The sequence below is a fragment of the Dactylosporangium cerinum genome, from assembly GCF_042653625.1.
Lineage (GTDB): Bacteria > Actinomycetota > Actinomycetes > Mycobacteriales > Micromonosporaceae > Dactylosporangium > Dactylosporangium cerinum.
In genome coordinates this window covers 92,074-109,465 of sequence record NZ_JBHSIU010000121.1, presented here as the reverse complement: position 1 = coordinate 109,465, position 17,392 = coordinate 92,074, and the positions used below count along the sequence as shown (strand labels likewise).

14 protein-coding genes are annotated in these 17,392 nt (G+C 71.9%); 4 read left to right on the top strand and 10 right to left on the bottom strand.

Going from position 1 to position 17,392, the window contains the following annotated elements; genetic code table 11:
* Positions 1-48: 48 nt before the first annotated feature.
* The gene (locus tag ACFPIJ_RS57255; protein WP_380127993.1) at positions 49-468 is read right to left on the bottom strand and encodes a hypothetical protein; all 420 of its coding nucleotides are present in this window, start codon (positions 466-468) and stop codon (positions 49-51) included.
* Positions 359-790, bottom strand: a complete 432-nt coding sequence (locus ACFPIJ_RS57250; protein WP_380127992.1) for a hypothetical protein — start codon at positions 788-790, stop codon at positions 359-361. Before ACFPIJ_RS57250 ends, ACFPIJ_RS57255 begins: the two co-directional genes overlap by 110 nt.
* 122 nt (positions 791-912) lie before the next feature.
* On the opposite strand from ACFPIJ_RS57250, the gene ACFPIJ_RS57245 reads away from it, so the two are divergent.
* Positions 913-1,344, top strand: coding sequence for a DUF7144 family membrane protein (locus ACFPIJ_RS57245; protein WP_380127991.1), 432 nt, complete (start codon positions 913-915; stop codon positions 1,342-1,344).
* Between the two features lie 67 nt (positions 1,345-1,411).
* Here ACFPIJ_RS57245 and ACFPIJ_RS57240 read toward each other — a convergent pair whose 3' ends face one another.
* Positions 1,412-3,646, bottom strand: coding sequence for a helix-turn-helix domain-containing protein (locus tag ACFPIJ_RS57240; protein WP_380127990.1), 2,235 nt, complete (start codon positions 3,644-3,646; stop codon positions 1,412-1,414).
* Positions 3,647-3,982: 336 nt separating this feature from the next.
* Here ACFPIJ_RS57240 and ACFPIJ_RS57235 point away from each other — a divergent pair, with 336 nt between their 5' ends.
* The gene (locus ACFPIJ_RS57235; protein ID WP_380127989.1) at positions 3,983-4,303 is read left to right on the top strand and encodes an STAS domain-containing protein; all 321 of its coding nucleotides are present in this window, start codon (positions 3,983-3,985) and stop codon (positions 4,301-4,303) included.
* Positions 4,304-4,369: 66 nt separating this feature from the next.
* A complete protein-coding gene (locus tag ACFPIJ_RS57230; RefSeq protein ID WP_380127988.1) occupies positions 4,370-4,615 on the top strand; it encodes a three-helix bundle dimerization domain-containing protein in 246 nt (81 codons plus the stop codon).
* A 131-nt stretch (positions 4,616-4,746) separates the two neighbouring features.
* Here the strand turns inward: ACFPIJ_RS57230 and ACFPIJ_RS57225 are convergent, their stop codons facing one another.
* The 5 genes from ACFPIJ_RS57225 to ACFPIJ_RS57205 form a co-directional block, all read right to left on the bottom strand.
* Positions 4,747-5,598, bottom strand: coding sequence for an alpha/beta fold hydrolase (locus tag ACFPIJ_RS57225; RefSeq protein WP_380127987.1), 852 nt, complete (start codon positions 5,596-5,598; stop codon positions 4,747-4,749).
* A 26-nt stretch (positions 5,599-5,624) separates the two neighbouring features.
* A complete protein-coding gene (locus ACFPIJ_RS57220; RefSeq protein WP_380127986.1) occupies positions 5,625-6,305 on the bottom strand; it encodes an alpha/beta fold hydrolase in 681 nt (226 codons plus the stop codon).
* Positions 6,306-6,405: 100 nt separating this feature from the next.
* Complete coding sequence (locus ACFPIJ_RS57215) at positions 6,406-8,658, bottom strand: helix-turn-helix domain-containing protein (protein WP_380127985.1); 2,253 nt, start codon at positions 8,656-8,658, stop codon at positions 6,406-6,408.
* Between the two features lie 119 nt (positions 8,659-8,777).
* Entirely contained in the window at positions 8,778-11,558 is a 2,781-nt protein-coding gene (locus ACFPIJ_RS57210; RefSeq protein ID WP_380127984.1) for an AAA family ATPase, read from the bottom strand.
* Positions 11,555-12,556, bottom strand: coding sequence for a DUF4240 domain-containing protein (locus ACFPIJ_RS57205; protein WP_380127983.1), 1,002 nt, complete (start codon positions 12,554-12,556; stop codon positions 11,555-11,557). The genes ACFPIJ_RS57210 and ACFPIJ_RS57205 overlap by 4 nt, the downstream gene beginning before the upstream one ends.
* 120 nt (positions 12,557-12,676) lie before the next feature.
* On the opposite strand from ACFPIJ_RS57205, the gene ACFPIJ_RS57200 reads away from it, so the two are divergent.
* Positions 12,677-15,211, top strand: coding sequence for a cellulase family glycosylhydrolase (locus tag ACFPIJ_RS57200; protein WP_380127982.1), 2,535 nt, complete (start codon positions 12,677-12,679; stop codon positions 15,209-15,211).
* Here the strand turns inward: ACFPIJ_RS57200 and ACFPIJ_RS57195 are convergent.
* Positions 15,190-16,041 carry an ion transporter gene (locus tag ACFPIJ_RS57195; RefSeq protein ID WP_380127981.1) on the bottom strand — a complete coding sequence of 284 codons (852 nt, stop codon included), beginning with the start codon at positions 16,039-16,041 and terminating at the stop codon, positions 15,190-15,192. The genes ACFPIJ_RS57200 and ACFPIJ_RS57195 overlap by 22 nt on opposite strands.
* 71 nt (positions 16,042-16,112) lie before the next feature.
* Positions 16,113-17,318 (bottom strand): acyltransferase family protein, encoded by a 1,206-nt coding sequence (locus tag ACFPIJ_RS57190; RefSeq protein WP_380127980.1) that lies wholly within the window; start codon positions 17,316-17,318, stop codon positions 16,113-16,115.
* Positions 17,319-17,392 lie beyond the last annotated feature (74 nt).

Genomic DNA, 17,392 nt, shown 5'->3' with positions numbered 1-17,392 from the left:
CGGCTGCCCGCTCGTCTCCGCTCCGGCAGGCAGTGCGGGCAGACCGGCTCACCCAGTGGACAGTGAGGAGTCCCCCGTGGTGAGCGGATCGTAGTAGTCGAAGATCCGCCGCCGCTGGTGCGCCGTGAAGCGGTCGGGCAGCAGCACCGTCGCGAGCACGACGTCGGTCTGCTTGATCACCTGATGCCGGTAGATGACCAGCGGGTGGTAGTGCAGCAGCAGTGGATAGCGCTCCGGCGGCGTTGCGGCGAAGTCCCACGGCGCCTGGTCGAGGAAGCTGTCATCCTGAAGGTGAACGCTGGCGGCCTCGTCGTAGGAAAGGTACATCCGCTCGGCCGCACGTCGCCAGGCGGCTGGCTCATCCTTGCGCAGGCCGGTGCGCTCGACCAGCCGCCGGAAGTCGGGTGGGGACTGCGCTCGAACGCGATCCACGGCGTCGGCGGCCAGGGTCAGGTTCTCGGCCGCCATCAGGTTCGTGAACAGGTTTGTTGTCGACGACCGTCGTGTACTCGTCGGGCCCCGTCACCTTGTGGATGACGAACCTGCCGCCGTGCCGCTGGGAGAAGAAGCCGAGGCCGGCCCACATGCGGGCCGTCTCGACCAGCAGTTCGGCGCCGTGCCTGAACAGCAGGTCGGAGTCGCCGGTGACCTTGACGTACTGGTCGAGCGCATAGGCGATGTCGGCATCAATGTGGTACTGCGCCGTCCCGGCCGCGTAATACGCCGACGCCTCTTCACCGTTGATGGTGCGCCACGGGAACAGCGCCCCCGCGCAGTCAACGATCGTCACTCCTTCCGAGTGAGGCGGTTCGGCGAGGAGGTGAAGACCGTTGCAGGTAGGTCGGAGTCGATCAAACCACCCGCGGCGTGATCTGTTGACCGGAGCCGGCCCGAGCGGGAGGGGTACAGGAGATGGCGGCGCAGAGCTCGCACCGGGGAGCAGGGTTGGTTCGGGAGGAGCCCTCCGGCGGGTGGGCCAGCGGCTTCACCGCCTTCGCCGGCGTGCTGATGATCATCATCGGCGTGTTTCACATGGCTGCGGGCCTGGCCGCGGTCGTCGAGAACACGTTCTTCGTGGTCACACCGGACTACCTGTTCAGGTTCGACGTGACCGCTTGGGGATGGATCCACCTCGTCGGAGGCTTCTTGGTGCTCCTGGCAGGCTGCGCGGTGTTCTCCGGACGCCTGTGGGCCCGAGCCGTGGGTATCGCGCTGGCCGGGCTGAGCGCTATCGCGAACTTCCTGTTCCTTCCCTATTACCCGATCTGGTCGCTGCTGATCATCGCGTTGGATGTGTTCGTGATCTGGGCGCTGGCCGTGTACGGACGGAAGGTCCCAGCGTGATGACCGGCGCTGCAGACACCCAGCCGAAATCGATCACCGTCGACGACAACGTCCCCGTGGACGCATCCTAGGCCGAGGCGCTCGCCAGGGCGTGGCAGCGACGGCTCGCCTCCGTGTCGCCGATCGCTTCGAAGACCTGCGCCGCCCGGGCGTAGGCATGGTGGCTGTCGCCGGTCCGACCTACCTCGGCCAGGAGGGCAGCCAGCGTTTCCAGTGCTCCGGCCTGCCGGTAGTCCGATGCCTGGAGCGTGTCCAAGAGGTCGATTCCCTCGGCGAGCGTGGTGATCGCCTCCGCGCGACGGCCGAGGTGCCCCAGGCAGAGGCCGATCCGTAACAGTGCCAGCGGCCGGCTGTGCGTCGCCACGCTCGGGGTCATCCCCGACTCGGGGTCGTCCAGGATCACGAACAGTGCGCGGTACTGCTCCAGCGCTTCGGCGTAGCGCCCCGCGTCGAAGAGGCAGTTCGTGATGGCGGCGCGGCTCTGGACGTAGGAGTCGATGTCGCCGATGGCCTTGAACATCTCCGCCGCCCGCGAGGACGACGCGGCGGCCTCGTCGAGTCGGGTGAGCAACTGCAGTGCCGAAGCGGTGTACTCGTGTGCCCAGGCGATCTGTGCGGTGGCGTCGGCCCGGGTTGCCAGCTCCAGCGCCTCGGAGGCGCACCGCAGCACGGCCTGCGGGTCGCTGGGCGGCACCGAATGCACCCAGGCCAGATAGTTCAGCTGGGTCGCCTGCTGTGCCAGGTCGCCGAGGGCGGCGGCGGCCTCCGCTCCCCGTGTGAAGACCTCCTGCCAATGCGGGCTGTGCCCCCACCGGTCCGAGAACCAGTGCATCGACTCAGCGCAGTCCAGGACGAGGGAGTGCCGGCCGCTGCCGGCCGCGGCCCGCAGCGCGCCCAGCCAGTTGTCCGCGTTCACCCGTAGCCACCAGTCGGCGTCCTCCGCGGAGGACAGCGCGGTGAGATCGGGGTCGGGCCGGGCGGGACGGCCGTAGCCGGGTTCGAACCACCGCCCGGCCAGCGTCGCCATCCGCAGCAGCCACGACGTGACCTTCCCCGTCAGTGCTGCGCGCTCGGCCTCGGTCTCCTCCTCGTAGAGCCGGTCCCGGGCGAACAACCGAACCAGATCGTGGAACCGGTAACGGCCTGCGGCGCTGTCGTAGAGCAGGCCGAGGTCGACGAGGTCGTCCAGTGCCTCCCACGCATCCTCGATCGCCATTGCTCCGGCGACGGCGGCCAGGGCGGCGTCGAAGTCCTGTCCCGGCACCACGGCCAGCCGCCGGAACATCCGCCGGGCGAAGTTCGCGAGCTGCTCGTACGACATCCCGAACGCGTTGGCGATCTTGAGGTCGCCCGCCTTGAAGTGATCCAGCCTGCGCTCCTCGTGCGCCAACCGGGCCGCGAGATCGGCGGCGTCCCAGCCGGGTCGGCTGGCAAGGCGGTTGCCGATGATCCGTAGCGCCAGCGGTAGACCGCCGCACAGCTCGGCAAGCCGGGTGAGGGCCGGTTCTCCGTCGGAGGCAGACCGTTCGCCCAGGATGCCGGTCAGCAGTTCGGTGGACTCCGGCAGCGGCAGGGGTCCCAGGACGAGCCTGCGGACGCCCTCAAGACCTGCCAGCTGCCGCCGCGTGGTGACCAGTACCCGGCCCGCGCCCCCTCCCGGCAGGAGCGGGCGCACCTGTTCCTCCGACGCTGCGTTGTCGAGCACGATCATGACCCGCTTGTCCTGCAGCAGCGACCGGTACAAGGAGGCGCGGCCCTCGGTGTCGCCCGGGACCTGCTGGTCTGCGACACCGAGCGCGCGCAGCAGCAACTGCAGGGCGTCGTCGACGGCCAGCGGGCGCTGGGACATCCCGAACAGATCGAGGAAGAACACCCCGTCGGGGAAACCCGGCCGCACGCAATGAGCGGCACGGACGGCGAAGGTGGTCTTCCCCAGGCCCGCGGAGCCGGTGATGAGCCCCACCACGCCGACACCTGGCGAACGCTCGGCGGACATGAGTTCGCTCACCCACACCAGTTCAGCGGCGCGACCGGTGAAGTCGTCGACCGACCGGGGCAGTTCACACAGGCCGGTCGCGCGCGTCCAGTGATCCCGCAGCCGGCCATCGCGCGCCAGCTCGATCAACTGCCGGCGAACGTCGCCGTCCAAGGCGAGGGCGTCCGCCACAGCGGACACGGTCCGATGCTGAGGTCCCCGGCTCCGACCGCGCTCCATGTCCGACAGCGTCCGGGTGCTGACCCCCGACATCTCGGCCAGCTGTTCCAACGTCAACCGCGCCGCGCGCCGATGAGCGCGCAGCACCTCCCCGAACTCAGGACGTCCAGCGATCGCGCCACACTCCCTCCGCGCCCCGGCCCGTGCCGCCTCCTACCGGGCAACGCCGAACGGTACCGCCGCCGGATCGACCGCGGAGACCGGGTGGTGCTGGAGTCCAGAATCCGGCCGGTGGGCCGTCGTCATAGGTGCAGAGCACCGAGGCGGTACGCAGGCGCGTGTGGTCCGTCTGCTTGATCCCGGTCGCCGTCGGGGGGTTCCCGACCGGGGCCACTGGTGCGTAGGGTGCGTTGTGTACCGGCTGGTAGGAGGACAAGCGTGAGCGAAATCCTGGTCACCTCCGAGTCACCTGACGATGCATCGGTGACGGTTGCGTTGCGCGGCGCCGTCGAAGGTGCCGACGCCCCGGACCTGCGCCGCGTCCTGCTCGACGTGATCATGCGCGTGCGGCCGAGCCGTCTGCTGATCGACCTGCGGGCCGTGACCGCGGTGGACGCGTTCGCCGTCGGCACGCTGCAGGCCGCGGTGGAGCTCGCTGGAGATGTCCAGTTGAGCGTCGCGGTGCGAATGTGCGAAACCGTCGAGCGCCGGGGCGTCGACGGCGCCGACCATGCTGTCCTGGCCCGGCTCGCCCACGACGACCTGCTGCTGGCCACCCGCGGCTGCGACGCGTCCAGCCGCTGAACGCGTCGGCCGCGGCGGTCATCGCGCGCGACGCATCATCACAGCACCGATGGGCACCACGGGGTCATGGACACCCCGCCGAGGGCAGAAGGTCCCCTCACCCCGGAGGAGCGGCAGGCGCTGCGACGTGTGACCGAAACGCTGCACGGGCGGTTCCCGTCAGCCGATCACGCGTTGATCGCCGACCTTGTCGAGCGGGCACGCGCCCGCTATGCGGATGCGCCGATCCGTGACTTCGTGCCGGTGATGATCGAGCGCCTCGTCGCCGCCGAACTCGCCGGCAACGACGCGTCCTCGACGAACGGGACATGATCACGTCCAGTCCGCGGCCGGTCGCCCGTGGTGGCGTCCAGCCGCGTCGCTGCGTCAACGGCTTCCTCGGCTCAGGTTGCCAGTGCCCCGGCGCACGGCGGCGCCGGGGCACTGGCGGGCGGAACTGGGCGTCAGGACGTTGCGGTCGCGGCGTCCTGGATCAGGTCCGCGACGGTCCCCGGATGACTGATCATGACGACGTGGGACGCGGTCGGCACTTCGACGACCTTGCGGGCGTTCGCGCGGCCGTACATGAAGCGTTCGCACGCCGGTGGGATCGCCTTGTCCCGACCGGCGACCAGACCCCACGACGGGATGGTCCGCCACGCGGCGGCCCGGGTCGGGTAGACGAAGGAGTCCGCGTCGAAGGGCCGCTGGGTGGCCTGCAGCAGCCGGAACGTCGCTGTGGGAATGTCGGCGGCGAAGGCCGCCTGGCCGTCCTTGCTCAGGTACAGGTCGGTTCCGGTGGTGCCGTCGGCCTTCGGGTACGGGACCGGGACGCTCACGGGCAGGACCTCGCTGCCGGGGAACTTGTTGATGAGGTCCCCCTGCGTCTCACCCACGTCGGGCACGAACGCTGCGACGTAGACCAGTGCCTTGACGTTGCTCTTCCCGGCGGCGGCGTTGGTGATGACGGTCCCGCCCATGGAGTGGGCCACCAGCACGACCGGACCGCTGATGGAGTCCAGCAGGCTCCCGATGTACGGGGCGTCGGTGGGGATGCCCCGCAGCGGGTTCGACGCTGCGATCGTGGGGTACCCCGCGCGCTGCAGCCTCGCGATGACCCCGTTCCAGCAGGACGAATCGGCGTAGCCGCCATGGACCAGCACGACGGTCGGTTTGACCTTCGCCCCCGGCCGCTCCGCCTCGGCCGTCGCGGCGCTCGCCGCCTCCGCTCCGAGCGCAGTGGACATCAGCGCCGCCGACCCGGCCAACGCCGCGCCGGTCGCCAACACCTGACGGCGTGAAACATTCGATGCCATATAGATCGTTGTCCTTCTCTGAACGTTCAGCGACCGGCCGCGGCCTGGCGGATGAGGTCGGCGACCGCGCCGGGCTGGGAGGCGTAGATGGCGTGGCTGCCGATCGCCTCGGCGGTGACCGCGCCGGCGCGGGTGGCCATCGCCCGCTGGGCCGGTGGCGGGATCATGCGGTCGGCGGTGGCGACCAGATACCAGGTGGGCTTGTGCCGCCATGCCGGCTCGGTGACCGTGCCGGCGAGCGCGCCGACGCCCCACGGCACCTGCCCGTCGGCCAGGAACGCGGCCTCGTCCTCGGGCAGGTCGGCGGCGAACGAGGCGTGGAACTTGTCCCGGTCGAGGAAGAGGAACCCGTCGCGGGGCGGCAGGATCGGCGGGACGGGCGCGCCGGGCGGCGGGTCGGCGATCAGCGTGTTCACGGACTCGCCCTTGTCCGGGGCGAACGCCGCGATGTAGACGAGCGCGGCCACGGCGTCGTGGGTGCCGGCCTCGCTGATGACCGCCCCGCCATAGGAGTGGCCGACCAGCACGGCCGGCCCGTCGAGCCCGTCGAGGACGAAGCGCGTCGCGGCGACGTCGCCTTCCAGCGACAGCGTCGGGTTCTGCACGATCTTGACGGTGAATCCGTCGGCGGTCAGCAGCCGGTGTACACCCAGCCAGCCCGATCCGTCGACGAACCCACCGTGCACCAGCACGACGTTGCGAATCATGGAATGCTCCTCGGGTCCGGCGGCGGGCGAGACGCCCGCCGCGTCGCACTCCATGCAAATCCCGCCGGCCGCGCCGGCCCAGGCAGAACAGCATGCAGAACTAACTCCTGGAGGTGGCGCCGGCCCGGCCCCGGCAGTACGCGGCGCGATCATGCTGGCCGACCGTCTCGTAGAGCTCGCCCGCCCGCGACAGGCATGCCCGAGCCTCGGCCGCCTGCTCGGCGCCGTAGAGTTCCTCGCCGAGGATCCGCAGCCACGCCGCCTGACCCATGACGACCTGCAGGCCGCCGAAGAGGTCCACCGCCCGCAGCATCATCGGTATCGCCTCGTCGCGGCGGCCGAGGCGGCCCAGGGCCTGGGCGGAGTGGCCGAGGATGTGCGGGAGGACCGCTTCGACGGCGAACGACGTCAGCCCGGAGGCGGGATCCTCCACAATGGTCAGCGCCTGCTGGTAGGCGGCCAGCGCCGCCGCGGCGTCGCCGAGGTCGAAGGCGATGACGCCGCCGCCCAGGACGCTCTCCACTCGGGCGCTGGCGTCGCCGACCCGTTCGAAGAGCTCCGCGGCCTGCCGGAGGGCGCCCAGCGCCGCATCCAGATGGCGCACCGGCCGGATGCGTCGGGCGGCTGCGGTGTACAGCAGCGCGAACGCCTCCTGCCGGAGGTCGCCGGCCTGCCGGGCCAGGGTCCGCGCCCGTTGCGCACAGTCCAGCGCTGCCGGCCCGTCCACCCGCCACGGCAGCGTATGGGTGTAGGCGAGGTAGTTCAGGAATTCGGCCTGCAACGCGGCGTCGCCGAGCTGGACCGCTGCGTCCAGCGCGAGCGTGAACACGTCGCTCCAGCGGGGCCAGTGCACCCAGCGCTCGTGGTACGCGTACGCGGCGCTGACGGTGCGCACCACGGCCCGGTGGTCCCCGGCGACGGCCGCGGCGCCGAGCGCCTGGAACCAGTGCTCGGCCTCCGTGCGGATCCAAGCCTCGGCGTGTTCGGTGCAGCCGAACGCGCCTGTGTCGGCCCCGTCCGGCTGGAACTGCCGGGCCGCCGTCGTCAGCGTGTCCAGGAGCCAGGCGACCATCCGCCGCCGGGCGTCGGCCACCACGTCGTCCGGGTCCTCGGCCTGCAGGCGCTGGCTCGCGTAGAGGCGGACCAGGTCGTGGAAGCGGTACCGGCCGCTGTCCGCGGCCTCCAGCAGCCCCAGGTCGACCAGATCGTCGAGTTGATCCTCGGCCACCGGCACCGCGATCTCGCCGATCACCGACGCCAGCACCGCGCTGAAGTCCGTGCCGGGCACCAGCGACGCCCGGCGGAACAGGGCGCGCACCGGATCGGGCAGCTGTTCGTACGACATTTCGAAGGCGGCCGCTACCTTCAGATCGCCGGCGCTGAGCTGGTCGAGCCGCCGCTCCACGGCCGACAACCGCGTCACCAGATCCGCCACGCTCCAGCCCGGTCGCGAGGTCAGCCGATTTCCGACGATGCGCACCGCCAGCGGCAGCCCGCCCAGCAGATCGACCAGATCCCGCAGGTCGCCGGTGCGCGGCGGGTCGAACCGCTCGGCCAGGATCCGGCTCAGCAGGTCCTGCGCGTCGGGCGTCGGCATCGGATCGAGATGCAGCCGTTGGACGCCCTCCAGTCCGGCGAGCAGCCGGCGGCTGGTGACGATCAGCTGGCTGGGCCCGGCACCGGGTAGGAGCGGGCGGATCTGGGACTCCGACGCTGCGTCGTCGACGATCACCAGGACGTGCTGTTGCCGCAGCAATTGTCGGTAGCGCCCGGCACGTTCGGCTGGATCTTGCGGCAGGTGCTGGTCACGCAGCCCCATCGCCCGCAGCACCCGCGCGAGGATCTCGGCGCTGGCGACCGGCCTCCGGCTCATTCCCAGGGCGTCGACGAAGTACACGCCGTCGCAGAACCGGTCGCGGAGCCGGTGGGCGGCGCGGACCGCGAGGGTCGTCTTGCCCACGCCCGCGCCGCCGGAGATCACCGCCGCGCCGAGCCGGTCGGCCGGCTCGTCCGGCGCGTGGGACACGCCGGAGATCCACGCCAGCTCGGCGGTCCTGCCGGTGAAGTCGCCGATGGACCCCGGCAGTTCACACAGCCCCGGCGTGGCCGTGAGGTGATCCGATCGCGTGCGCCCGGCCTTCGCCAGCGCGACGAACTCGTCGCGGCGTGCCCCGTCGAGCTTGAGCGCGTCGGCGATGAGCTCGACCGTCCGCCGCTGCGGGCCGAGCGCCCGGCCGCGTTCCATGTCGCTCAGTGCGCGCACGCTGACGCCGGAGGACTCCGAAAGCTCCTCCAGCGTCAGCCCGCACTCGTGGCGCGCGGTGCGCAGCGCCAGCGCGAACGTGGTGCTCATCGCGGGCCGGTGGCCGTCCGGCTGGCGTCGCCGGCCATGTTCATCGTCGTCTCCAGTTGCTCGTCCGGTGCAGGACCTGGAGGCGGACGCTATGGCCGGAGGGTCGCCGGCCGCGTCTGTCACATGACCGGTCCGTGGGGCGGCCGGTCCTCGAGTGCGTCGCGCAGCCCCGCCCGGGACGTGACGCCCAGCTTCGGGAAGATCTGGTGCAGGTGGTAGCCGACGGTGCGCGCGGACAGGAACAGCCGTTCACCGATCTGCTTGTTGGTCATCCCGGTGGCGGCCAGCCGCGCGATCTGGTCCTGCTGCGGGGTCAGTGCCGACGACGGAGCAGTGGCGCCCGGAGGCTCGCGGTGGGCACCCGCGGCTCGCAGCTCACCGCCGGCCCGCTGCGACCACGGGCGGGCCCCGAGCTGGTCGAAGACGTCGGCGGCGGCCTGCAGGTGGTCCCGAGCCGCGGCCGAGGCCCGGTTGCGGCGCAGCCGCTCGCCGTACGCCAGCCGGATGCGGGCGAGGTCGAACGGCCACCGGTCGGTGCCCGGCAGCGCCAGCGCCCGATCGAACAGCGGGCGGAACGACTCGTCGGCGGCCGCCATCGCGCGCGCTCCCGACACGGTCAGCGCCAAGCGGTCCGACAGGTCACCGATCCGAGCCGCGTCGGCGGCGGCCACGTGCGCGCGGGCCTCGGCGAGCCGGCCGGTGCGGGCAGCCGCCTCGACCACCTCCATGATCAGCCACAGGGCGTTCGGTGTGTGCGGGGCGAACCGGCCGGCCGGGCTGACCATCGTGGCGCACCGGTACGCCTCGTCGAACTCGCCCCGCGACAGCGCGGTCAGGGTGCGGACGTGCCAGGCGTACCAGGCGACGACGCCGACACGGCGGGGCGTGGCCCAGCGGGTCATCTCCTGGACCGCCTCACGGCCGGTCGCCTCATCGCCGCGCGCGGCGGCCACCAGGGCCTGCAGGAAGAGCCCGGGCCAGCGCAGCAGCCGGTAGTTGTGGGTCCGGCACAATTCGAGGCTCTCCGTGGTCAGGGCCTGCACCTCGTCCCAGCGGCCGGCGAAGTAGGCGTCGTTGCCCAGCAGCGCCAGTGCCTCGATGGCGGAGGTGACGGCGCCGCCTTCGCGCCCGTGCCGCACCGCCCGCCACAGCGGCTCGCGGCAGTCACCGATCCGGTCCAGGTAGCTGCCGGCGATCGCGGTGCGCACGATCCGGGCCGGGCTGTTCTCCTTGTGCAGCACCGCGATGGCGTCGTCGAGCCGGCCCAGCACCGGCAGCGCGCTCCTGGCCGGGTCACTGAACGTGCCCGTCAGGACGGACAGCAGTCGCGGCACGCGAGGCCGCAGCCTTTCCACGGCGGTGTGGAAGTCCGGCCAGAGCTCGGCCCGACCGGCGAAGAAGCAGACCATCAGCAAGGTGTAGAGGGCTTCGACGAGGGTCTTGTTGTGAGCGTCACCCGGCTCGGCCAGCGCGTTGACGGCGCCGGTCAGCAGCCGGTGGGCGGAGTCCACGTCGCCGGTCTCGTTGAGCAGGTGATAGGCGCCGGCCACGGCCCCGGCCAGCGACCCGTGGTGCTCGGGGTCGGCCCGCCGGGCCGCGTCGAGCAGTGCGGGCACATCGCGGAGGTCGCCGGTCACGATCGCGCCCAGGTACGCCGCCTCGGCCAGCCGGGGACTGCGGTCGGTGCCCTCCGGGCTCAGGTCGGCCGCGCGCAACAGCTCGCTGATCGCGCGGACGGCGTCGCCCCGGAAGAGGTTGACGTGCGCGACCTGCTGCAACAGCGCGGCGGTGGTCTCGTCCGGGCCGGTGCTCGCCTCCGCCAGGTGCCAGGCGCGCCGCTGCAGGTCCCCTCCGTAGTGCTCGGCGAGCCGTTGATGGGCTCGCCGGCGTTCATCATCCGTCGACTGACCGACGATCGCGGACCGGATCAGGGGATGCCGGAAGGCGAGCGCCGCCGCGGCGACATCGACGGTCACCAGCCGCGCGTGCACGGCCGGCGCCAGCGCCTCGGCGGCCGCCGGCGCCTCCGCCACGACGTCCAGGTTGCCGGTGCCGTCAAGGACGGCCAGCAGCAGCGCATCCCGGGCGCCCGGCGGCAGTGCGTCGATCCGGGCGGCGAAGACCTGCTGCAGCCGGCCGGTCAACGGCAGCACGGACGCCAGCGCCCCCGTGCCGGGTGACGCCAGCGCGATCGGCAGCTCCAGCAGTGCCAGCGGATTACCCCGGGCCTCGGCCAGCAGCCGCCGCCGGGCCCGGGGCGCCAGCGCCGGGTATCGGCTGTCGAGCAGGGCACGGGCCGCATCGTCCGGCAGTGGCCCGAGCTCGTGCGTGCGCAGCTGGCTCGTGTCGAACTCGGTCGGTTCGCCGGTCCGGGCGGTGGCGAGCACGCCGACCCGGTGGCCGCCGACCCGCCTGGCGAGAAACGCCAGAATCTGGGCGCTGATCGTGTCCAGCCACGGCATGTCGTCGACGACCAGCAGGATCGGGCGGGTCTGCGCGGCCCGGATGAGCAGGTGCAGCGCCGCGTTGGAGATCGCCAGCCGGCCCGGCGTCGTGGTCGGAGTCTCCAGACCGAGCGCGCCACGCAGCGCTGAGCGGTGCCCCTCGTCGAGCCCGTCCACTTCGTCCAGCAACGGCGACAGCACCTGGGACAGGCCGGAGAAGCTGACGTTGGCGTCGTGTTCGATGCCGACGGCCCAGATCACCTGGGTGGCGACCGTCGCCGCATAGCCGGCCGCGTCGACGACCAGCACCGACTTGCCCACCCCGGCGTCGCCGGTGACGACCAGCGCACCTCCGTGGACCGTGGCGTCGTCGACGAACGACCGCACCAGAGCGACGTCCTGATCACGGCCGACCAGCGCGTGCGCGCGCCACCCGGACGCGTCGCCGTCGCTCACCGCACGCGTTCCTGGCGCAGCCGGCTCTTGAGGACCTTGCCCGCCGACGAGAAGTCGTCGGCGATCCGCGTGAGTTCCGGGCGGGCCGGGTGCTGCTCCGGCAGGGCCGCGAGCACGCACGACGCGGTCAGCGCCGACAGCTGTGACCGTTGCCGGTCCGTTGTCCAGTGCCGGGCCTCCTCGGCGTTGACGGTGACGTGCACCGGGCGCACCAGGCCGACGTCGTATTCGTCGTCCTCGGCGGGTTCGCCCACGACGGGATCGAGCTGGTGTTCGTCTCCGAAGTCGATGGTGACGGCGAGCTGCACTGCGCCGACCTCGGCCGGCAGGCCGCCGTTGAGGGTCACGACCTTCGAGAACCTCAATACCAGCTCCTCGATCAGGTCCCACGAGATGTACTTCGGGGGCAGGTACGAGACGAACGGCTCCGTGCTGCCGTCCTCGTGGAACTTCTCCCCGTGGATCGGATCGGCCAGGTCGCGGCAGTCCACGTAGACCAGCCGGTGCCCTTGGTCCCACGGTTCCCGCTCGGGCTCGTCCGGCGCCGGCCAGTACCGCTCGTTCGAACCCGTCTCGTAGGACACCTTGGTGTCGAGTTCGTCACCGGTCACCTCGTCCGCGACGTACAGCAGGTGTTCGCATTCGTCCCACGTGCCGGCGGCCAGGAGCGACGGTTCGGCCAGCACGGCCTGCCAGACCGCGCGGCCACGGGCAACGATCCCGGCGCGGAGGTAGAGGAACATGTCGTCACCGAGGGGAATCGGGTCCTCGTCCGGCGGGTCGTCGGTGAACCGCACCGGCTGCCGCGCCAACTCACGGCGGTCCAGCTCGAACAGCGCCAACGCCAGCCGCTCCTGGAAGGCGACGACGTCTCGGTGACGGCGGGCCGACAACGCTTCGGTCAGCCGGGCGACCGCATCCTCGTCCACGTCGCCGTTCATGACCGCGATCAGCTTCCAGAAGTCGTTCTCAGCCATGGGGCGGCGCAGCAGACGCATGGCGGCCATCGTGCCAGCCGCCCGACCCTGCCAAGATCAGACCATCGGCCAAACCTCGGTCGGTGCCCACAAGGTCGGGGGCTGACAAACCGCCGAACGCGAGCAAGAATCGCGTTCACTATGACCCTCCGCCAGATCTGGACCGCACCGCAGGCCCGCGCCGCCGTGACCGTTGTCGCGGCGCTCGTCGCCGTCGTCGCGGCCGGCGCCGCCACGGATCCCTCCGGCCTGCTCGCGCCGATCGGCGGCCGGGGGCTACCCCTCGCGGGTGCTGGCAGTGCCTACCGCTGGGCGCCCCTGGTGGTCGGCCTTCCGGTCCTGCTGGCCGGCGCGGCCGTTCCGGTCCTGCTCGTCGGCCGGTGGTTGACGGCCCGGTGGGTGTTCGTCGCCGCCTGGGTCGCGACCGTCGGCGCGAGCGCCTGGGCCAGCGCCGCGAGTGGCTTCGTATCAGCGATTCCGCTGCTGGGGGCGCATCTTTCCGTCGGTTCGGCGCTGCGGTACGCGATGAGCACGAGCGGCTTCGCGGCGTTGAAGTACCTCGTCGTCGGCGCCGTGGTCGCGGCCTGCGCCGCGCTCGCCGTCCGCGCCGGCCCGAGGGCCCGAGGGCCCGCGCCTTCGACGGCGCAGCCGGTCGGCGCGGCTGTGCTCGTGGTGTTCGGCGTGGCCGCGCTCGCGGCGGTGGGACCGGCGGCGCAGTGGTGGCGCGGCGGTCCGGTCGGGTACGCGTTCACGGGATTCCTCGTCGCCCCGACCGCCGCCAACGGTGTGCTCGGATACGTCCTCGGCCTGGCCGTGTTCCTCGCCGTCGTCGCAGCGGCCGTCCGGACCCTGGGGCGCCGCCTGCCCGCGGCCGGCCCACTCGGCGGCGGCGTGATCGTGTCGCTGGCCTCGGTGGTCGCCGGCCTCGCCCTCGGGGTCGTCGATGCGGCCCTCGCGCCGCTGTCCGACCGCCTCGCCGGCGCCGGGCCGGACAACTGGTGGATCAGCACCGCGTTGATCGGCATCGCGACAGGGCTCAGTTACGGCGCGTTCGTCGGCCTGGCGGCGGGACTCCTGGTGATGCTCGGCTGGCGGTGGCGGTCCGTGCTGCTGCCGCGTCCGCACCCGCGGCTTCGGCTGGGGGCCCTGGTGCTGGTCGGGGTGCTGCTCCTCGCCCTCGCGCCGATCATCGGCGCACCGGTCCAGCCCGGACCGCCGTCCTTCACCGCCGTCGCGGGGGACGGTGGTATGCAACGGCTCCTCGTGCACCCGGCGCCCGATCGTGGCGGGATGGCCACGATCGGCGACATCACCGGCCGGCAGGTGATCCTCCGGGGCGTCAACGTGAATCAATTGATCGATTACTATCTGCGGGATCCGTCGGTACCGGCAACGCAGCCGTTGACCGACGGTGACTTCGCCCAGATGGCGGCGATGGGATTCAACGTGATCCGGCTCGGCATGTCGTGGTCGCGGTTGGAGCCGGAACGGGGCAGGTTCGACCAGTCGTACCTCCGTGAGATCCAGGCAGCGGTCGCCGCGGCCAAGGCGCACGGGATCTACACCGTGCTGGACATGCACCAGGACGCGTGGGGCAACGCCCTCGCGCGGCCAACCGAGCAGTGCGGCGGCGGCACCACGCCGACCACCGGCTGGGACGGCGCGCCGGCCTGGGCGACGATCACCGACGGCACGGCACACTGCCAGTTCCTGGCCCGGGACCTCGCGCCCGCGGTGGCGGCGGCGTTCGGAAACCTGTACGCCGACCGGGACGGCATCCAGACCGAACTCGTCCGCACCTGGGCGTTCGTCGCCGGCGCCTTCGCCGACGAGCCCGCCGTCGCCGGGTACGACCTGCTCAACGAGCCGGGCATCGGGCCCGATCCGCCGATCAGCTCGGGGCTGCTGCTGGGCCGGTTCTACGACGCCGCCATCACCGCGATCCGCGCGGCCGAGAGCACCGCCCGGGGGTTTCCCCACATCGTGTTCTTCCAGCCGAGTGTGCTGTGGTCCGGCCTCGGTTTCGACGTGACCCCACCGCCCGGCTTCACCGCGGACCGGCAACTGGTGTTCGCCCCGCATCCGTACAGCGAGTCCATCAGCATGGACCAGAGCCTGGGCCTGACGATCGCGTCGATCGAGCGGAACCTCACCGTGTCGGCCCGCGCGGCCGATGCGTACGGCGCCGCGTTGTGGCCCGGCGAATGGGGCTGGTTCGGCGAACCCGCCGCGGACGGTGTCAAGGTGCGGCGTTTCGCCGCCGCCCAGGACCGGCTCGGCATCGGCGGTGCGTTCTGGGTCTGGCGGCAGGGCTGCGGCTCGCCGGAGACCGGCGCCGACGCGGCCACGTCCGGCAACCTGGTCGCGGTCGACTGCCGCACGGGTGCGGCGATCCCGCCGCCGGCACCCTTCGCCGAACCGCTGACGCGGGCCTACCCCCGGGCGTTCCCGGGTCGGCTCGAGTCACTGACGGTGGGACCGCACGGCACCGAACTCCGGCTCACCGCGACCGCCGCCACCGCCCCGGCCAACTGTCAGGTCGACATCTGGTTCCCCGGCGAAGCCGCGCCGCACCTTCGTGCCGCGGGCGTGCTCAACGCATCGGCCGAGCAGGTGCCCGGCGGCTGGCGGGTCACCGGCTGCGCAAGTGGCACCTACTCCCTCGTGGCCACCTGACGGGGGTCCGCCGGTGTGGTCAGGTGCTGTTCGAGGGCATCGATGGCGGCCCGCAACGACGCCAGCTGTGCCGTGACGGACGCGCCGGCCGGCTCCTGCGGCGGTGTGCTGCGCCGCTCCTCCTGGTGGGCGTCCTGCAACGCGTTGAGCACGACACCGACGAGGAGGTTGGTCAGCAGGAAGCAGGCGGCGACCATGTAGGACACGTAGTACAGCACGGCCCATTCGGTGATCTGCCGGCCGGCCTGCAGGGTGTCGGTGATGCCGTCCAGGGACAGCAGCAGGAACAGGCTCAGCATCGCCTGCCCGACGGTGCCGTACCGGTCGGGGTTGGCGTCGCCGAACATCATCCAGCCGAGCATGGCGTAGGCGTACAGCAGCAGCACGGTGACGAGGAGGAAGCTGCCCAGCCCGGGCAGGCTGCGGCGGATGCCGACGAGGATGACGCGCAGGCTCGGGAAGAGCCGGAACGTCCGCACGATCCGGGCGAGCCGCAGCATGCGCAGCACGGTCACGTTCTCCCGCACCCCGGGCAGCAGCGGCGAGAGCAGGATGAACAGGTCGAAGAGATTCCAGCCGTCGCGGAAGAAGACCCGCGGCGTCGGCAACTGGGCGCCGAACCGCACGAGCAGCTCGGCGGCGAAACAGACCACGCAGCCGTACTCCACGACTCGGAGCACCCCGGCGGCGGCGCGGTGCGCGTCGTCGTAGGTCTCCAGGCCGAGCACGGCCGCGTTGATGACGATCACCGTGAAGGACGCGACGCTGAACCAGGGCGCCTCGATCAGGGCACGGCAGGCAGCGGCGACCCGGGTCGCAGTGTTATTCATGGACGGGCCGGTCTCCCCAGACGGTGATCGTCGAACCGGCCCGTAGCCTACGACATGATCGATGCCGGCCGTCAGTCGCGGACCCCGAACAGCAGACGGGTCGGCCGGGTGCGCCGGACCCCGAACTCGTAGACGGCGAACATGATCGCGAACGAGGCGGCGACGATCGCCACGTACTTGAGCGGCGCTGGGATCTGCCATTGCACCACCACGTAGGCCATCGCCACGACGATCGGCTGGTGCAGCACGTACAGCGGGAGCGCGGCGAGACCGAGGTAGGCATACACCCTTGGGCCGTCCGAGGCCCGCGGCACCACCGGTCGCGGCCGGTCGAGCAGGCCGAGGATCGCCACGAGCCAGCACCAGCCGGCCGTCGCGAACAGCACCCGCGCGACGGCCGCAGGCAGGGTCAGGTCCGTGAACGGATCGCCGCCCGCCGTGTCCAGCGCGACCCCGGCGGCCGCGAAGAGCGCGACCCCGGCAATCGCCGCGGGCACGGCGTCGCGGCGCATCGCCACCCGGAACCGGTCATCGGCGGCGAGGGCGAATCCGTAGAGGAAGAACAGCAGGTACGCCCACCGGCTCCAACCCGCGAACGACTCCTCCATGCCGAGCAGCGCGCCGATCACCGCGAGCGGCAGCGCCGGCAGGAGCACCACGCCCCGCCGCGCCATCGCCCCGGCGGCGGCGTCGCGGGCCCTTGCCACCCGGTCCGCCGGCAGCCACGCGACGAGTGGGGCGAGGATCAGCGAAAACGCCAGCAGCAGCACCACGAACCACAGGTGGCCGCTCTCGAAGTACTCGCCGCGCACGACGAACGGCAGGTCCGTCAGGCTCAGGTGGACGTCGAAGAACCGCAGCAGGAACCGCGGATAGGACTCGTCGTAGCCGGGATCCGCGGCCTTCAGCCGGAGCCATTGCGGCAGCGGCAGGATGGTCAGCGTCGCAACCACCAGCGGCACGCCGAGCCGCAGCAGCCGCTCGCGGGCGAAGCCGCCCGCACCGCGGCTGCGGATCGAGTGCCACGAGCCGAGGCCGGCGATGAGGAACAGCGCCGGCATCGCCCAGACCACGCACAGCCCGGCGATCCAGGTGGTCGCCTCGGTCGTCGTCGCATTCTTGACGTAGTAGTCGTCGCGGGTGTCGAAGACCAGCGCCGCGTGGAAGAACACCAGTCCGATGACCACGACCAGCCGGATGACGTCCAGCTCCGGCCGCCGCACGGTCCGCGGCGGCCCGGCCTGCGGCTGCGGCGCGGACTCCTGCGGTGCCGCCATGTCGCCTCCCCGTGCGTCGCCGGCCACACCAGGATGCCAGCCCGCCGCAAGGATGCGATCCGCGCCTCCTCGTC